14 protein-coding genes and 1 tRNA gene are annotated in these 15,523 nt (G+C 42.9%); 6 read left to right on the forward strand and 9 right to left on the reverse strand.

The window, feature by feature from the left end; all coding sequences use genetic code 11:
* Positions 1-38 precede the first annotated feature (38 nt).
* From ACM0OY_RS13095 to hisF, 4 genes are all read right to left on the reverse strand, one after another.
* Positions 39-644: a DUF3038 domain-containing protein gene (locus tag ACM0OY_RS13095; protein ID WP_414569279.1), complete on the reverse strand. Its 606-nt coding sequence runs from the start codon at positions 642-644 to the stop codon at positions 39-41.
* Positions 645-1,231: 587 nt separating this feature from the next.
* A tRNA-Ala gene (locus ACM0OY_RS13100) sits at positions 1,232-1,304 on the reverse strand.
* Between the two features lie 92 nt (positions 1,305-1,396).
* Positions 1,397-1,588 carry a hypothetical protein gene (locus ACM0OY_RS13105; protein ID WP_096535022.1) on the reverse strand — a complete coding sequence of 64 codons (192 nt, stop codon included), beginning with the start codon at positions 1,586-1,588 and terminating at the stop codon, positions 1,397-1,399.
* 102 nt (positions 1,589-1,690) lie between these two features.
* A complete protein-coding gene (gene hisF / locus ACM0OY_RS13110; protein ID WP_414569280.1) occupies positions 1,691-2,461 on the reverse strand; it encodes an imidazole glycerol phosphate synthase subunit HisF in 771 nt (256 codons plus the stop codon).
* Between the two features lie 294 nt (positions 2,462-2,755).
* On the opposite strand from hisF, the gene ruvB reads away from it, so the two are divergent.
* The 3 genes from ruvB to ACM0OY_RS13125 all read left to right on the forward strand — a co-directional run bounded on the left by ruvB (position 2,756) and on the right by ACM0OY_RS13125 (position 6,227).
* On the forward strand, positions 2,756-3,856 hold the full coding sequence (gene ruvB / locus ACM0OY_RS13115) for a Holliday junction branch migration DNA helicase RuvB (protein WP_414569281.1): 1,101 nt from the start codon (positions 2,756-2,758) through the stop codon (positions 3,854-3,856).
* A gap of 157 nt (positions 3,857-4,013) precedes the next feature.
* Complete coding sequence (locus tag ACM0OY_RS13120; protein ID WP_414569282.1) at positions 4,014-4,820, forward strand: tetratricopeptide repeat protein; 807 nt, start codon at positions 4,014-4,016, stop codon at positions 4,818-4,820.
* 114 nt (positions 4,821-4,934) lie between these two features.
* Positions 4,935-6,227 carry a glycosyltransferase gene (locus ACM0OY_RS13125; RefSeq protein WP_414569283.1) on the forward strand — a complete coding sequence of 431 codons (1,293 nt, stop codon included), beginning with the start codon at positions 4,935-4,937 and terminating at the stop codon, positions 6,225-6,227.
* A gap of 66 nt (positions 6,228-6,293) precedes the next feature.
* Here the strand turns inward: ACM0OY_RS13125 and ACM0OY_RS13130 are convergent, their stop codons facing one another.
* The 4 genes from ACM0OY_RS13130 to ACM0OY_RS13145 all read right to left on the reverse strand — a co-directional run bounded on the left by ACM0OY_RS13130 (position 6,294) and on the right by ACM0OY_RS13145 (position 11,263).
* Positions 6,294-6,818, reverse strand: coding sequence for a plastocyanin/azurin family copper-binding protein (locus tag ACM0OY_RS13130; RefSeq protein ID WP_414569284.1), 525 nt, complete (start codon positions 6,816-6,818; stop codon positions 6,294-6,296).
* Positions 6,819-7,124: 306 nt separating this feature from the next.
* Positions 7,125-9,887, reverse strand: a complete 2,763-nt coding sequence (locus tag ACM0OY_RS13135) for a M16 family metallopeptidase (protein WP_414569285.1) — start codon at positions 9,885-9,887, stop codon at positions 7,125-7,127.
* 313 nt (positions 9,888-10,200) lie between these two features.
* A complete protein-coding gene (locus tag ACM0OY_RS13140; RefSeq protein WP_414569286.1) occupies positions 10,201-10,629 on the reverse strand; it encodes a VOC family protein in 429 nt (142 codons plus the stop codon).
* Positions 10,630-10,750: 121 nt separating this feature from the next.
* Positions 10,751-11,263: a TIGR02652 family protein gene (locus ACM0OY_RS13145; protein WP_414569287.1), complete on the reverse strand. Its 513-nt coding sequence runs from the start codon at positions 11,261-11,263 to the stop codon at positions 10,751-10,753.
* Between the two features lie 302 nt (positions 11,264-11,565).
* Here ACM0OY_RS13145 and ACM0OY_RS13150 point away from each other — a divergent pair, with 302 nt between their 5' ends.
* The 3 genes from ACM0OY_RS13150 to ACM0OY_RS13160 all read left to right on the forward strand — a co-directional run bounded on the left by ACM0OY_RS13150 (position 11,566) and on the right by ACM0OY_RS13160 (position 13,963).
* Positions 11,566-12,093: a gamma carbonic anhydrase family protein gene (locus ACM0OY_RS13150; RefSeq protein WP_414569288.1), complete on the forward strand. Its 528-nt coding sequence runs from the start codon at positions 11,566-11,568 to the stop codon at positions 12,091-12,093.
* 237 nt (positions 12,094-12,330) lie between these two features.
* On the forward strand, positions 12,331-12,456 hold the full coding sequence (locus ACM0OY_RS13155; RefSeq protein ID WP_073638940.1) for a photosystem II protein Y: 126 nt from the start codon (positions 12,331-12,333) through the stop codon (positions 12,454-12,456).
* Between the two features lie 193 nt (positions 12,457-12,649).
* Positions 12,650-13,963, forward strand: a complete 1,314-nt coding sequence (locus ACM0OY_RS13160) for a bifunctional folylpolyglutamate synthase/dihydrofolate synthase (protein WP_414569289.1) — start codon at positions 12,650-12,652, stop codon at positions 13,961-13,963.
* A 101-nt stretch (positions 13,964-14,064) separates the two neighbouring features.
* Here the strand turns inward: ACM0OY_RS13160 and ACM0OY_RS13165 are convergent, their stop codons facing one another.
* Entirely contained in the window at positions 14,065-15,363 is a 1,299-nt protein-coding gene (locus ACM0OY_RS13165; protein ID WP_414569290.1) for an ABC transporter substrate-binding protein, read from the reverse strand.
* Positions 15,364-15,523: the final 160 nt, after the last annotated feature.

Here is a 15,523-nt window from a genome sequence, read left to right on the forward strand (position 1 = left end):
CAAGGCGAATTTTGGTTGAGGAATCTCAAAAGTCAAATTTAAAATTTTGTAGAACGGTCTATAAGTGCTAGCCAAAGACGGCGATGCCCACCAGGAGCACTGTAAAAAAGTAAATCTACAAGCAGTTTTAGTCCCAGGTTGGTAAGTAAATCTGTTGAGATTTGCTCGTCCTCTTCCATCCGCTCTTGGTAAGTGTTGCAAAAAGCATCAATATAATCCCCAAGTAAAGCAGCCTGGTGAGGTTCCCGGTTACTTTCTGCCATTTGTTCTAACAAGCCAACAGCGCGGCGAATCAATTCCTGGTGCTGTTTAGCTAGGTAGCACGTGATGAGAACAAGCGATCGCGCTTCTTCTACATCTAGCTTTTTTCGCCCTCCTTGACCTTTGCGTAGCGGATTTGATTGGCGTAGTCGCCATAAAGCTACGCGGTCTGGCACTCTTGACTCTAAATTCAAATCAGTTGCCGCCGAAAGCATAGCCTCAGAACCAATCCCAGTTAAGGTTTCTAGCGCCAACAGCACCAAGTCTAATTGGGTTTTGATATTGTCCCATTGAACTGTGTTTGGGGCTGGAAGCTTGATTAAATCCTCCCACTGGGGATTTGGAGTGGCTGAGTTGGTGGCCGAGTGCATAACTTTTAGCATAGGTGATCAAGCTGATGGGGAATGGTGCTGTTACCCATTTTGAAACCAGACTCTCAATAATCAAAGTTGGTTTCCTTCAGCTAGAAGCCAGAGGCTCGATCTAGCTTTTGTTTATGTAGTCAACAGCAGGTATCTTTGTCCTACTCTAGATGAAAATTTATTTTCTACAAAGTAGAAAATTATTAATCCCAGTTAAGGTTTACCTGATTTTTGCTACTTGCACAGTACAAAAGTATAAATAATGTTAAGAATGCTCATCACTATTCACTACTGGGTAATTATGTAGAATACTCCTAATGTTTCCATAGGAGTTGAAATTTCTCGATTCTTATTAGTTTTTATTTGATATTCGTGTGCTTATAATTACTACACAAATATTTCATAAATTTGTCATACTCTTTTCTCAACCATTACCTTGTGCTTGCGGCAAAATCAAAGTTAACTCATCCCACCGCGACGAAAACAATGATCGCCCTCGTTTTCTTCAATTGCCGTGCAACTTCGAGTCATTAGTACCGATCGCCAATGACTAAATGACTAATTTTTTCAAATCAGACAAACTAGTAAGTAAATGTTTTAAGTTTAAATGGAGCTAAGCGGATTCGAACCGCTGACCCCCTCAATGCCATTGAGGTGCTCTACCAACTGAGCTATAACCCCTTAAGTGCCTGAACTAGCTTAGCCTATTCATCGCTGCTTTGTCAAGATTTTGATATTAAATTTTAATTATCTCTCATAATACTGAGGAGTGCTTAAGATACTTGCAACAAATAAGCCATACAGTGGCCCATTAAAAAGTAAACTACTAACATAGCAGCTGCGGCCAGTGCGACCAATGTACCAGCCAACATCAAAGAAAATTCTTTATTTTCGTAGGCTCTTTCCATGAGGTGTAGCGACCATGCAACCAGGGCTACATCAAAAATTAAAATAGGAAGCAACATATTTCTTAATATTTATTAATAGATGTAAACTAATATTAACATCCTTTTGTAGAACTGTGTCTAACCAGAGATAGATGCCATTGATTGAAAAATGACCACTTACTAAAACAAACGTACAGGTACTTGGCGATCGCGCAAATAATTTTTAATTTGAACTACGCTTAATTGACCGTAATGCAAGAGCGATGCCAGTAATGCTGCTTCAGCTTTGCCTTCAGTTAGGGCTTCATATATATGTTCACAATTACCTGCCCCACCAGAAGCAACTACTGGAATTTCTACAGCTTCTGCAATTGTCCGGGTTAACTCTAGGTCATATCCGGCTTGGGTTCCATCAGCATCCATACTTGTGATTAGCAGTTCTCCGGCCCCCCGTTTTTCAACTTCTTGTGCCCACAGTAGGGCATCTAAGCCTGTATTTTCCCTGCCACCGCGCACATAAACGTCCCAACCTGGATTTTCCGAGTTAACTCTGCGTCTAGCATCAATAGCAACAACTATGCATTGATTACCAAAGCGATCGCTTGCCCGATTAATCAAGTCTGGTTCACGCACTGCCGCAGAATTAATACTAACCTTGTCTGCTCCAACTCGTAACAAAGCTTTAACATTTTCTAAGGATTGAATACCACCACCCACAGTCAATGGAATGAAGACTTGTTCGGCAGTGCGGTAAACCACATCTAAAATAGTAGCTCGGTCTTCATGAGTGGCTGTAATATCCAGAAATACTAACTCATCAGCACCGGCTTCGTTGTAAACCTTTGCCAGTTCTACAGGATCGCCTGCGTCTTGCAGGTTAACAAAATTAACTCCTTTTACAACTCGTCCCGCCTTCACATCTAAGCACGGTAAGATTCTTTTAGATAACATAGTAATTTTTGTAATTCTAGGTAATTGACCGGAATTTAAATTTTAAATTGGCGCGGGTATTCGCAAACGAAAATTTTCACAAGTATGGGGAATGAAAAAGAGGACACGGAGACAGGGAGACGCGGGGACACGGGGAAAGAAGAGAATGAGAAAGGGGAAAGACTTGTTGGAAGTTGTTTCCCTATCTTCCTCATCTCCCTCATCTCCCCAATCTTCCTTTTCTTTGTGTCCCCGCGTCCCCGCGTCCCCGCGTCTCCCCGCTCCCCAGTCCCCTAAAAAGTAGATAGCTGAATTATGGCGATAATCTCCTCGAAAAAACAGCCTCCAGAACCCAACGGAGAACCAAAACAGCGTCGGGAATCGGCGAAAGCAGCATCCACAAACAATATTTTGCAACCTGAAGCTGCTATTGATGAACAAGATAGACAGGAAGAAAGTATTCGACCGCAGCGATTTGCCGATTACATTGGGCAAAAAGATTTAAAGGATGTATTAGACATTGCCATCAAAGCAGCCAAGTCTCGTGGTGAGGTGCTGGATCACTTGCTGCTGTATGGGCCGCCAGGATTGGGTAAAACCACAATGGCAATGATTTTAGCATCGGAAATGGGGGTAAATTACAAAATTACCAGTGCGCCAGCCCTGGAACGTCCACGAGATATTGTCGGGCTACTGGTAAACATGAAGCCAGGGGACATTTTATTTGTGGATGAAATTCATCGCCTCTCCCGAATGACGGAAGAAATTCTCTATCCGGCGATGGAAGATTATCGGTTAGACATTACTATTGGTAGGGGTTCGAGCGCTCGGATCAGAAGTATACCGCTGTCAAAATTTACCCTAGTGGGAGCTACAACCCGCGTAGGTGCTTTAACTTCACCACTGCGCGATCGCTTTGGCTTAGTTCAAAAGCTACGATTTTATGAAGTTGATGAACTGAGCAAAATTGTACTCCGAAGTGCTGAATTACTCAAAACCCCCGTTACAGAAGATGGTGCCACAGAAATTGCTCGGCGATCGCGCGGAACACCACGTATTGCTAATAGGTTACTTAAGCGAGTACGTGATTATGCAGAAGTAAAATTATCTGGAGATATTAATGAAAGCGTTGCATCTGAGGCGTTGCAACTATTTCAAGTAGACCCATGTGGTTTAGATTGGACAGACCGTCAGATGCTCAGTGTAATAATTGAACAATTTAACGGCGGACCAGTGGGGTTAGAAACAATGGCAGCGGCAACAGGTGAAGATACCCAAACAATTGAAGAAGTATACGAACCTTACTTGATGCAGATTGGGTATTTAACCAGGACTCCCCGTGGCAGGATGGCGACAAAAGCAGCATACAAGCATTTGGGATTTACGCCGCCTAGCGAACAATTGTCGTTATTGTAATTAGGATAAATTGGGTATGGGGCATTGGAAGAAGCAGGGGAGCAGGGAGCAGAGGGGAGGAATCTTCTCCCCTGCCCCCTGCCCCTCTGCCTTTTCTTCATCTTTTCCACTCCCCACTCCCCACTCGCCACTCTCCACTCCCTTACGGTAAATCCAGATGATGAAGTTGATTGCTATTTTTCTCAGTTTGTTACTTGTTTTTGGCTGGGGTACACCAGTGATGGCACAATCTGAATTGCCAAGTGTTACTCCAGAGCAATTAAAACAAGGTGATAAGTGGGCAAATCAGGCTTTTGTCGCTACAAATAAGGGTGATTTTGCCACGGCTGAAACTTACTGGACAAAGATTATTGAGCAATTTCCCACAAATGCCGGGGCGTGGAGTAACCGAGGAAACTCACGGGTAAGTCAGAACAAACTACAAGAGGCGCTGACAGACTACAACACAGCCATAGAACTTGCCCCAAATGCAACAGATCCTTATTTGAATCGGGGTGCGGCCTTGGAAGGGTTGGGAAAATGGCAAGAAGCGATCGCAGATTATAATCATGTTCTAGAACTCGATCCTAATGATGCGATGGCATATAACAATCGCGGTAATGCCGAAGGTGGTTTAGGAAAATGGGAAGATGCCATCGCTGACTACAAAAAATCCGTGGAAATTGCCCCAAATTTTGCCTTCGCCCGTGCTAACTACGCCCTCGCCCTTTATGAAACTGGCCAAACAGACCAAGCAATTCGGGAAATGCAAAATGTAGTCCGCAAATATCCCAAATTTGCGGATATGCGTGCCGCACTCACAGCTGCCTACTGGGTGAATGGAAAACAAGGCGAAGCTGAAAGTAACTGGGTAGCAGCTTATGGACTAGATAACCGTTATAAGGACATCAACTGGGTAAAAAATATCCGTCGTTGGCCTGCAAGTATGGTATTAGCTTTAGATAAATTCTTAAAACTCCAGTAACATCTTCACGCACCATAACTAGATGGATTGTTTGATACTAAAATGATCACCGTAAATTTTGCGCCCAATCGCTGATAATAGCTATACTTCCCTTAAATTTTTTCAGGGTTGGCTATGACTCATTTTGGGATTCTTTGCCCTGCTGCGATCGGTCATTTAAACCCAATGTGTGCTTTGGGCAGAGAATTGCAACGGCGCGGTCATCGCGTCACGTTATTTCATATCCCCGATGTGCAAACTAAGGTACAGAAAGCTGGCTTAGAATTCCACACGATTGGAGAGGCTGAATTTCCGCTTGGCAGCTTTGAGGCAATATATCAAAAATTGGGTGAGATGAGTGGCCTATCGGCGTTGCGTTTTACCATCGCTTGGCTGGAAAAAGAAACACTCTTGCTTTTCCGTGAAGTACCAGACGCACTCTCGAAAGTCGGTATAGAAGCGCTATTAGTCGACCAAGTAACGCCTGGGGGTGGAACCATTGCTGACTTTGCTAAGATACCCTTCGTTACCGTGTGTAATGCTCTACTAATTAATATAGAAGACGGAGTTCCGCCCTACTTTACACACTGGGGCAATGACCAAGGTTGGTGGTATCGTCTGCGAAACCGAGCAGGTAACTTCTTGCTTGACCGTTTATCACTAAAAATCTCGGATTTAGTAGTAAATCAACGTCGTCGATGGAATTTACCACCCTATGTCAAGGCTGAAGACGCTGCTGGGAAACTCGCTCACATCTGTCAGCTACCTGCTGAGTTTGACTTTCCACGAGAACAGTTACCTCAGTGTTTCCATTATACTGGTCCACTTCAAGACCCATCAGGGCTGGAACCCATTTCTTCATCGATATCTTTCCCCTTTGAAAAATTAAGTCATCGACCATTGATTTTCGCAGCCTTGGGAACTTTACAAAACCGCAAAGAAGAAATTTTTCAGACTATTGCTGAAGCTTGCATAGGATTAGATGTGCAACTAGTAATTTCTCTGGGTCAGCCAGAAAGAAAAGAATCAGTTCCTAATCTACCTGGTTCGCCTTTAGTAGTAGCTTATGCACCCCAACAGCAATTAATCTCAAGATCGATTCTAACTATTACTCATGCTGGAATGAATGCAGTGTTGGGAGCTTTAAGCAGTGGAGTTCCCTTGGTAGCTATTCCCATTACTAATGAACAACCAGGAATCGCTGCTCGTATAGCTTACACGGGTACTGGAGAATTTGTGCCACTATCTGGCTTGACTGTATCCAAGCTGCGAGACAATATTAACCGGGTGCTAACAGAAGACTCTTACAAAAAGAATGCACTCAGATTACAACAGGCAATTCGCAGTGCTGGTGGAGTTACTCATGCTGCTGACATTATCGAAAAGGTAGTCTTTACAAAGAAGCCTGTATTAGCTCAAACCAATTAATTTTGATACTCTGCGGTCTGAATATACACAGATTCTTTCAAACTTCGGTAAATTCTGAATTATTGTTCAATTACTAATAACAATCTCCCCAACCATACCTGCTTGTGTGTGTCCAGCTATTGGACAACGTAAACCATAAGTGCCAGATTTCAGCGGCACAAACACCCACTCTGCCTCACCATCAGGCTTGAGTTCTATTTCGTGAATTGCTCCTTTAATTTCTACCTTCCCTGCTTCAACTTTTTGTGTCCATATTCCATCAGCAAAATCTTTAGCAGTAAAGTAATGTTTCAGTTGGCTGGGATTAGTTAGGCGTAAATTATAGCGTTTGCCAGCCAGCAATTCCAGGTGATTTGGTTCAAATTTGAGTTCGTTAGCCGCATTACCCAAACTAACTGTAATTTCCGTGGCTGGTTGCTTGAGCAAATCGCTAGACAAATTTGCCGCGACTGCTGGAGTCACATTGATGAAATTCAAGCACAAGAGCAAAGTTAATATTACGTAGTTCCGCCGTAGTGCTTGTAGGCAAGCAGAAGTAGTAAAATTCGGAAATTTAATAAAAAATTGGTATAAATGTTTGTACAGTTCCATTGGTAGTTGTTAAAACGTAAAGGTAATTGTGGCGATCGCCAATACGATCGGATTATCAAAACAGAATTCAGGAATCAGGAGTTAGAATTCAGAATCAATTGGAGTCCGACTGGCGGACGAAAAACCGGGTTTAAGACCCCCACCAAATTTTCAATTTGTATTACTTGCTCTGACACATCTACTATAAAACGCTCTCAACTGTTCTGTTGTCGGTTCCATCTAAATCTCACTCTCAATAAAGCTATGGGGTAAGTCACTAATACCTCACCTTCGCCAATACCAAAAGTTTTACATGAAGAGGACTGATTACTTAATGCTTTGCTTTGCCAAGACAACAGAACCAGCAGTAGTAACTACGATTTTATCTGGGTGGACTAACTCACGAGCCGCCTGATTGACTTCCTCAAGGGTGACTTGCTGGATTTTGTCAGTCAAAGAGTATAATTCTGTTTTATCTAGTCCGTACACTTCATTCATCAGAATTGTATCTGTTAATTCGTCTGGGCTTGCCAGGGAAACATTATAGTTGCCGATGAGGGTACGTTTAGCTGTTTCTACTTCTAGTGCAGTGACGCCTTGTTGATGGATTTGTTGTAGTATTTGGCGGGTACTGGCGATCGCTTTGATGCTATCTTCAGGGCTAGTTTGCATTTCTATTAAAAATGTCCCCGCATTTTTACCAACTAGGAAGTAGCTATAAATTCCATAGCTCAAGCCTTGGCGATCGCGTACTTCTGTTCCCAGTCTACTGGATAAGGTATCGCCTCCCAAAATTTGATTTAACACCAAGACTGCATAAAACCGAGGATCATAACGGTTAATAGTGGTATGACCCATATAAGTCACAGCTTGGGTTTTACCTGCTAAGACTCGGTTGACACTGACTATTTTTTCTGGCAATGAGACTGTAGGATATTTTAATGTTGGTAGTTGATCGCTAACTTGCCAGTCAGAAAACTTCGACTCGATGAGCGATCGCACTGACTCTAACTGAAAATCTCCCACTAGTGCTAGCACCGTTGTATCAGGACGATAATGTTTGGCTTTGAAATCAGTCACATCCTGACGTTTAATCCGCTGTAAACTCTTCTCTGTAGGAAAGGTATGTAAAGGATGTTTTTGCGGATAAATTGACTGAACAAATATTTTTCTGGCGACTTCTGACGGTTCATCTAATTCTATTTGCAGATCCGTTAAAGTTTGTTGGCGATGCAGTTCTAATTCTTTGGCTGGAAATGTACTATTTTTCAGAACATCTGCCAAGATTTCGATGAGTATCGGCAAGTCTGGTGCTAAACTATCACCCTCAATCTGCACACCTTCGGGGTAGGCTTGAAAGTTTAGACTTGCGCCTCGTTCTGCCAAGATTTTGGCAATTGTTAAGGCATTCTTAGTTTTTGTGCCACTAAGCAAATTTTCTGCAACAAAAGCAGCCAGTCCAGCTTGCTCATCTGAATCAAATTCCGTTCCGGCTTGAATGTAGCCGCTCAGGGTAACAGTAGGAGTGCTACGATCGCTTAACAGCAAAAGCCGCAGTCCGTTATAAAATTGGAATTGCTGTGGTAATATTTGGGCGCTGTCTTCTCTACGAAACGCTGACGCTCGAGGACTCGCTACCGCTTCGCTAATACCAACGACGGCAAGCAACGCATCTGTTACCAAATCCTCAGTTGGTAAGTACTTGGCCACTTCAGTAACAAGCACAGGTGCTACAGCAGAGAAATTTTCCGTAGTTTGGGTTAAGTCTGGTTTATGACCAACTTCTGTTGTTTGCTTCTGAGTTGGTTCAAAAAAGCCGACTGTACGTGCTTCTTGTCTCAGATATTTGTTAATTACAGCTATAACATCCGTTGGCTTCACTAAACCCACAGCTGCTAAATAGCGGTCTGTGTAGCGATAGTCATCAGCAGTGGTTTCATCATGACCCAATTGCATTCCTTGAGAAGTGATATCACGATTACTTAAAATTACATCTGCTGTTAATTGAGTTTTGGCTCGTTCCACTTCTTCTAATGTCACACCTTTTTTTGCTACATTGGCGATCGTGCTGCTGAGCACTGAGTCAATTTTTTTCAAATCTTGTTTAGATGCAGCCGTCACGAACACCTCATACCAGCCAAATTCTCGCAAACTGGTAACCGATGCTGTAACTTCACGAGCTAGGCCTGATTCTACCAACGCCTGATAAAGGCGAGAATTCCGTCCCTCAGTCAAAATGTAATCCATCACATCCAGCGCTGGAACATCCGGCTGGTTCACATCTGGTAAGGGATAAACCGCCTGTAATAAACGCCCTACTCCTGGTTCTCGCAATATTACGGGAGTGGGGAGTGGAAAAGATGAAGAAAAGGCAGAGGGGCAGGGGGCAGGGGGCAGGGGAGAAGATTCCTCCCCTCTGCTCCCTGCTTCTTCCAATGCCCTGTTTGCTAATTCTCCAAACACTTCTTTAACCATTTCCAGGGTATTTGCGGTTTGAAAATCTCCAACAATTACTAAGACGGCATTTTCAGGAGTGTAAAAATTGCGGTAATATTTTTCTACCTGCTCAAGTTCAAATTTTTCAACATCTGCTTTCATACCACCTACGGGCAATCCATAGGCATGATTGGGAAACATAGCTTGCATTACGGCGCGGTTGAGGCGATACTCAGGGCTATTTTCGTAACCTTGCAGTTCGGAAATTACCACCCGCTTTTCACTTGCTAGTTGCTCTAGTTCAATCTGGGAATTTTGCATTCTATCCGCTTCCAGCACCAAGAGTGCTTTGAGCTTGCTTCGTTCCACAGTACCGTAATATGCAGTTTGGTCATAGCTGGTAAAAGCATTGGAATCACTACCCAAAGCACTAAACAAACGTCCAAATTGAATCGGACGATTTTTTGTGCCTTTAAACATCATGTGTTCCAATTGGTGAGCAATACCATTGACTCCCCGTTCTTCGTTGCGCGAACCTATCTTATACCACACCTGCACCGTTACCACTGGCGCAGTATGCACTTCCTTGGTGAGAACAATTAGACCATTTTCTAGTACTGTCTTGCGGACGTTTTGTGTCAGTGTTGAGGGCATTATTATTTTTGCTGGCAACCAAGACTTTTATTTTTAGATTTTAGATTAAGAATTTATTTATATTAGATAGCTTTGTCAATTCATCTGTCGCATTTACTTTTTAAATTTGTATTATTTTGCAGGGTAACATTAGTTAAATTTGGCAAATCAATATGTTTGCTCGTCAACACTAGAAAAAAACAATATATAAAAATCGAAGCATAGTTTAAGACATAAACCACTCATAAAACCTCTACATTCTCAGACTTTCAAGCCTGTTGCCTATTGCCTATTGCCTGCTATATTACCAACAAAATTCATAAAAAAAGCTAAATTATGGAAGTTTTGCTAAAACACGAATAAATTCCAGGGGTAAGTCATCGGCATCCGCGATAAAAGCAACTTCATAAATGCGATCGCCTATTTGCTGTTGTGTTGGTTCTAATAATACCTTCAACGGTTGTAATTCTTCTGTTTTTGATACACGTTCTTCTAAATTTGTCAACCAACTAGGTAAATCTGCTGCGATCTCAGTTAAATCGAAAGACAGATGATAATATCCCACATAATGTTCATCGGCAAAAGCATCTGGGGCTGGTTTTGGTTCAGGAATTTGGATCAGTTCAATTCTGCTGCCCAATCCTTCCATCCAACAAGCTAGCGTGTAGCCGGTTGTAAAGCGTTCTGAAATTGTAAACCCCAAATGTTCGTAAAAGGCGATCGCTCGATGAATATTCGCCGTCCGAATAGAAGCGTGGTGCATAACAAAAGTTAGGAGTTGTCAGTTGTGAGTTAGGAGTTTTGAGTTATGAATTGAATTTAACTCCTAACTCTTGTACAGACGCCATTGCGATTAATCGCGTCTGTACTCCTAACTCCTAACTTTACTCAAATAACCTGAAATAAGGGTAGCGTACAGGGACGCCAGGTTCTTTTTCCAAGTCAAAATTAATTACTTCCCAGCAGGGATCTTCTGGAGGGTCAGGGCTAAACTCTACTGGTAAGCCGTACAGTCTCGCGGCTGATGTTTCCGGCTGTCCAGACCGCCAAGGTGTACTGCGTTCCAAGTAGCCACTCATCAATTCCTGATAGCGTCGGGCAATAATTACTCGTGTTGCTCGATAGCCTTGGGTATACAGCTTGTCCAATGCTTCATGGATTTCAAACCGAATACCATCAGGATGAGTATGCTGTCTATACCATTCATTATTCCACCTCCGCCAGTGACGCCCCGATTGTAAATGGATTAACTCTCCATTTTTTGGGTTAGCTTCAAAAGCGCCATGACGCGGACATAAATAGGTATCTGTTAGTGTCAACGCCGGAATAGTCTGGCGACAGTGGGGACACTGTATTTCAGGGCCAAATATTGGGTACTGCAAGCCTGGATTCATCATGAAGTGCGTACAAACATAATTTTGTCTTTGCCAGCACTAGGCACTAGTAGGTTGGGTTATACACTTCGGCTCTGCCACTTTGGGATATTTCCTCACTGCTAGCTCAACAAATAAGTTTCGATTGTGAGTTTTAAGTTTTTCATGAAAAACTTTCCTGTAACTTAACACTCATCACTACTTACTACGTTAAGCACTCAGCACTCCTGAATTTAGAGGCTTGTGCTGTGATATCCTGGTTGTGCAACCAGCCTCAAAGGTTGGAGTTTCTCCAGTGTTCCTGGGTACCATACTAATATTCTATCGTGTCTACCGCTTCCTACTGGACATCTGTCGATTTTTCTCAAGCTGCCTTCATTGCAGGCAACGCTATTGTTATGGGTTCGGTAAATATCGCAGCAGGAGCCAGCATTTGGTATGGAGCAGTGGTTAGAGGAGATATTGAACGCATTGATATTGGCGAGTGCACGAATATTCAGGATGGGGCAATTTTACATTGCGATCCTGGTTTTCCCACAATCATAGAAGATCATGTGACCGTAGGGCATCGCGCTGTGGTGCATTCGGCTTACATTGAGCGTGGAAGTTTGATTGGCATTGGCGCAGTAATTTTAGACGGTGTACGAGTGGGTGCTGGTAGCATTATCGGAGCCGGCGCAGTAGTCACTAAAAATATACCCCCCTTATCCCTGGTTGTCGGTATTCCTGGGAAAGTACAGCGCCAAGTTACACAAACTGAAGCGGCAGAACTTATCGAACACGCCAAGCGTTACGAAAAGTTAGCTTCAGTCCATGCAGGTAAAGGTACTGATATCGGCTTTCTTAAGGGTTAGGGCATGGGGAGACAACGGAAACACGGGAGACAAGGAGAATAACTCTGAGCGTCAACATGCCCAATGCCCAATACTTCTCTACGAGACGCACTCGCATTTGCTCAGTACAAGTGCCCAATGTCTAAAATTTAAACATTCTTTACATATGGGCTGAGAAAAATTGCCCACTTCAGCTAAAAATAAAAATGAGAGCAGTTGACAAAACTTTAATTTCTACTTAAAAGAGGAGTTCTAGATATGGATATCGATTTTCGTTTAGCGATCGTTTTAGCACCAGTTGCTATTGCTGCCGGCTGGGCAGTGTTTAATATTGGCGCTGCGGCTTTAAGACAAATTCAAGGCTTTTTGGATAGAGAAGCCTAAATTAGGCTTAATATCATTTCCTTTCAACCGACTGTTTCTCTTTACTAGTACAGTCGGTTTTATTCATATTGAGATGGGCATTGGGCGTTGGGCATAGGAAGAGGATGGGGTAGAGGGGAAAGTTTACTCCAACTTCCCCTTTGCCCCTTTGCCCCTCTGCTCCCCATCTCCCTTACTCCCTACTCCCCTTCTTGTGGATATCGATTCTGTAATCCAACCTCTTCAACGCTTTGGTGTCCATCTGGGACTCGATGGCATTCTCAATCTCTTAGCAAATCTCGGTAATCCCCATCACCAAGTTCCAGTAATTCACGTTGCTGGCACTAATGGCAAAGGTTCAGTTTGCGCTTATCTTTCCTCGGTACTTACTGAGGCTGGTTATCGTACAGGACGCTACACTTCCCCTCATTTAGTTGATTGGACGGAACGTATTTGTCTCAATGAACAACCAATTTCTTCTGAAGAATTAAACCAATTATTTCAACAAGTACAAGCGGCGATTCTTCCTCATGAGCAATCACCAACTCAATTTGAAGTAATTACTGCCGCAGCTTGGTTATATTTTGCCCAAGCTAAAGTCGATGTCGCAGTGGTAGAAGTGGGACTAGGGGGGCGCTTGGATGCTACCAATGTCTGTTTGGAACCTTTAGTTACGATTATCACTTCCATCAGCCGAGAACACTGGCAACAACTTGGCCCCACCATCGCTGATATTGCTAGGGAAAAAGCAGGTATTCTCAAACCGGGGTGTCCTGTTGTAGTTGGACAATTGCCACCAGATGCCAAAGACGTGGTACGATCGCGTGCTTTAGAATTAAAATGCCCAATTTTTACGCCTCAACCCGCCCGCCAAATCGCTACAGGATGGGCAGAGTATGAAACAATTCAAAATGACGCTCGCAGACTCGCTAACGCTGCGCTAACAAAATTTATAAAATATCCTTTGCCGTTAGCGGGACAAATTCAGTTAAATAATTCAGCTTTGGCTTTAGCTGCTTTAGAGATTCTCCAACAACAGGATTGGCAGATTTCGGAAGCAGCCATCATTAACGGGATGGCGAAAACTCGATGGCCGGGGCGGATGCAATGGACTAGCTGGAAAAATCATAAATTATTACTTGATGGCGCTCATAACACAGCCGCAGCAGAGGTTCTTCGTCAGTATGTCGATAGCTTAGACGCAGTAAAACACAAACCCGTAAATTGGATAATGGGAATGTTTGCTGATAAAGATCATGCTGATATTTTTGCTGCTTTATTGCGACCAGGCGATCGCCTTTTTTTAGTACCAATACCAGTAGAACCTTGGCCTGGTAGAAATTCTGCTGATTTAGACGAACTAGCTAATCTAGCTTACAACCTCTGTCCAGAATTAAGCGATCGCCAAATACATCCAGACTTATTTACAGCATTAGAAACCGCAACCTCAACCGCTACAAAAGACGATTTAATCGTTGTCTGTGGTTCGCTTTATTTAGTAGGCGATTTTTTACAGGGGGATAAATAGGGACTGGGGACTGGGGAGTGTGAGGAGATTGAGAAGTGTGGGGGGAAAGAGAATTTATGCTTCTCCCTCCTCCCACACCTTTCAATGCCCCATGCCCAAATTTACCTTTGATCCCACTGTTGTGCGGCATCTTCTACAGCTTTATCTACTGTTTTTTCGCCTAACATTGCTGCTTGCAAGTTCTCATAAATTGCTTTTTGCAATTTATTAGAATCCTTCAAAGTAGGAGTTAATATTTCTGCTTGTTGCAGTTGTGTGGCAGTGATAACTCGTGCTTTTTCTATTGTTGAAGCATTAGCTGGAACATCTTTAAAGTAAGTGTCAGACAATGCTTTGACTGTAGAAGGTAGAACATTTGCTGCTTTTGCAAAGGCTAACTGATTTTCGTCATTTGTGACAAATAAAGCAAACTTCACGGCGGCGTCTGGTTGTTTGCTGTCACGGGGAATAACTATGTTCATCACTGCGACATTTTTCTTGCCTGTGTCACCGGTGAGTTGTGGTGCTATTTCTGAAGCTTGAGCAATTTTCGGGGCATTATTACCGATCGCTTTGAGAAACTCTGGTCCAGAAGCGAGAAAAGCCGTTTCTCCAGATTGGTATAAATCGATCGCGTGCCGATGTCCTTGGGTCAAAGCCTCTTTAGGCAGCAAACCTTTTTTATACAAGTCTACCCAATATTGAAATGCTGCTTTCCCTTGTGGCGAATTAAACGCGGCTTTACCTTCAGTATCTATTAAAGTCGCTCCCATCTGCACAAAAGATTCCAGCACTTCCCCGGAATCTTGCGGTACAAATGTCACAAAAAAGGCATATTTTCCAGTCTTATCTTTAATTTGTTGTGCTGCTTGTGCCAATTCTGCGTAGGTTGTAGGTACTTTATTTATACCTGCCTGTTTTAATAAATCGGTGTTATAAATGGTTAACCGCGTGGTGAGATACCAGGGAATTCCAAAACTCTTACCGTTAAGCGTGCTTGCTTTCCAGATGTTCGGTAGATAGGAGGAACGTACATCATTTGGAACCTTTGCGTCCAAATCTAACCAAGCATTTCGTCCCGCAAGTTGGGAAGCAAAACCGGGATTGAGGTTAACAACATCAGGTGGCGTTTTTCCGGAGACAGCTGTTAATATTTTGTTCTCCATTGCCGCCCAAGGTACATCAACCCAGTTAACCTTTATACCTTGATTTTGCGATTCAAAATTCGTAATCAGGCTTTTAAAGTAGTCGGTAAATTGAGGTTGCAGTTGCATCGTCCAAAACTCAACAGTTGCTACTCCTGAAGTAGTTTGTTTTGTATTTGTACTAACATTACCTGTACCACAACTTACAATCCAACTAGTTAACAAGCCAAGTAGCACTAAAGCAGTAAGTTGTTTAAATTTTCGCAATTGAATCATCTTACCAGTATTTTTACGCTTGTTCGGGGTGAAAATCTTATGCAGAATTGACGAGATTATAGGCTAAATCAATTACCAGTAGTAGAGATAACTAGGGAATGGGGACTGGGGGCTACGGACTGGGAACTAGGAAATAAGATTAAAAATACTATTTTCCAAT

Origin of the sequence: Nostoc sp. CCY 9925 (assembly GCF_963920935.1) — a bacterium.
In the GTDB taxonomy this organism is placed as follows: domain Bacteria; phylum Cyanobacteriota; class Cyanobacteriia; order Cyanobacteriales; family Nostocaceae; genus Nostoc.

Bases quoted from the DNA above. Each gene is read 5' to 3' on its own strand.
- ACM0OY_RS13135 (WP_414569285.1), bottom strand. From the start codon at position 9,887: ATGCCCTCAACACTGACACAAAACGTCCGCAAGACAGTACTAGAAAAT.
- ACM0OY_RS13095 (WP_414569279.1), bottom strand. From the start codon at position 644: ATGCTAAAAGTTATGCACTCGGCCACCAACTCAGCCACTCCAAATCCC.
- ACM0OY_RS13155 (WP_073638940.1), top strand. From the start codon at position 12,331: ATGGATATCGATTTTCGTTTAGCGATCGTTTTAGCACCAGTTGCTATT.
- hisF (WP_414569280.1), bottom strand. From the start codon at position 2,461: ATGTTATCTAAAAGAATCTTACCGTGCTTAGATGTGAAGGCGGGACGA.
- ACM0OY_RS13125 (WP_414569283.1), top strand. From the start codon at position 4,935: ATGACTCATTTTGGGATTCTTTGCCCTGCTGCGATCGGTCATTTAAAC.
- ruvB (WP_414569281.1), top strand. From the start codon at position 2,756: ATGGCGATAATCTCCTCGAAAAAACAGCCTCCAGAACCCAACGGAGAA.
- ACM0OY_RS13120 (WP_414569282.1), top strand. From the start codon at position 4,014: ATGATGAAGTTGATTGCTATTTTTCTCAGTTTGTTACTTGTTTTTGGC.
- ACM0OY_RS13130 (WP_414569284.1), bottom strand. From the start codon at position 6,818: ATGGAACTGTACAAACATTTATACCAATTTTTTATTAAATTTCCGAAT.
- ACM0OY_RS13165 (WP_414569290.1), bottom strand. From the start codon at position 15,363: ATGATTCAATTGCGAAAATTTAAACAACTTACTGCTTTAGTGCTACTT.
- ACM0OY_RS13140 (WP_414569286.1), bottom strand. From the start codon at position 10,629: ATGCACCACGCTTCTATTCGGACGGCGAATATTCATCGAGCGATCGCC.
- ACM0OY_RS13105 (WP_096535022.1), bottom strand. From the start codon at position 1,588: ATGTTGCTTCCTATTTTAATTTTTGATGTAGCCCTGGTTGCATGGTCG.
- ACM0OY_RS13145 (WP_414569287.1), bottom strand. From the start codon at position 11,263: ATGATGAATCCAGGCTTGCAGTACCCAATATTTGGCCCTGAAATACAG.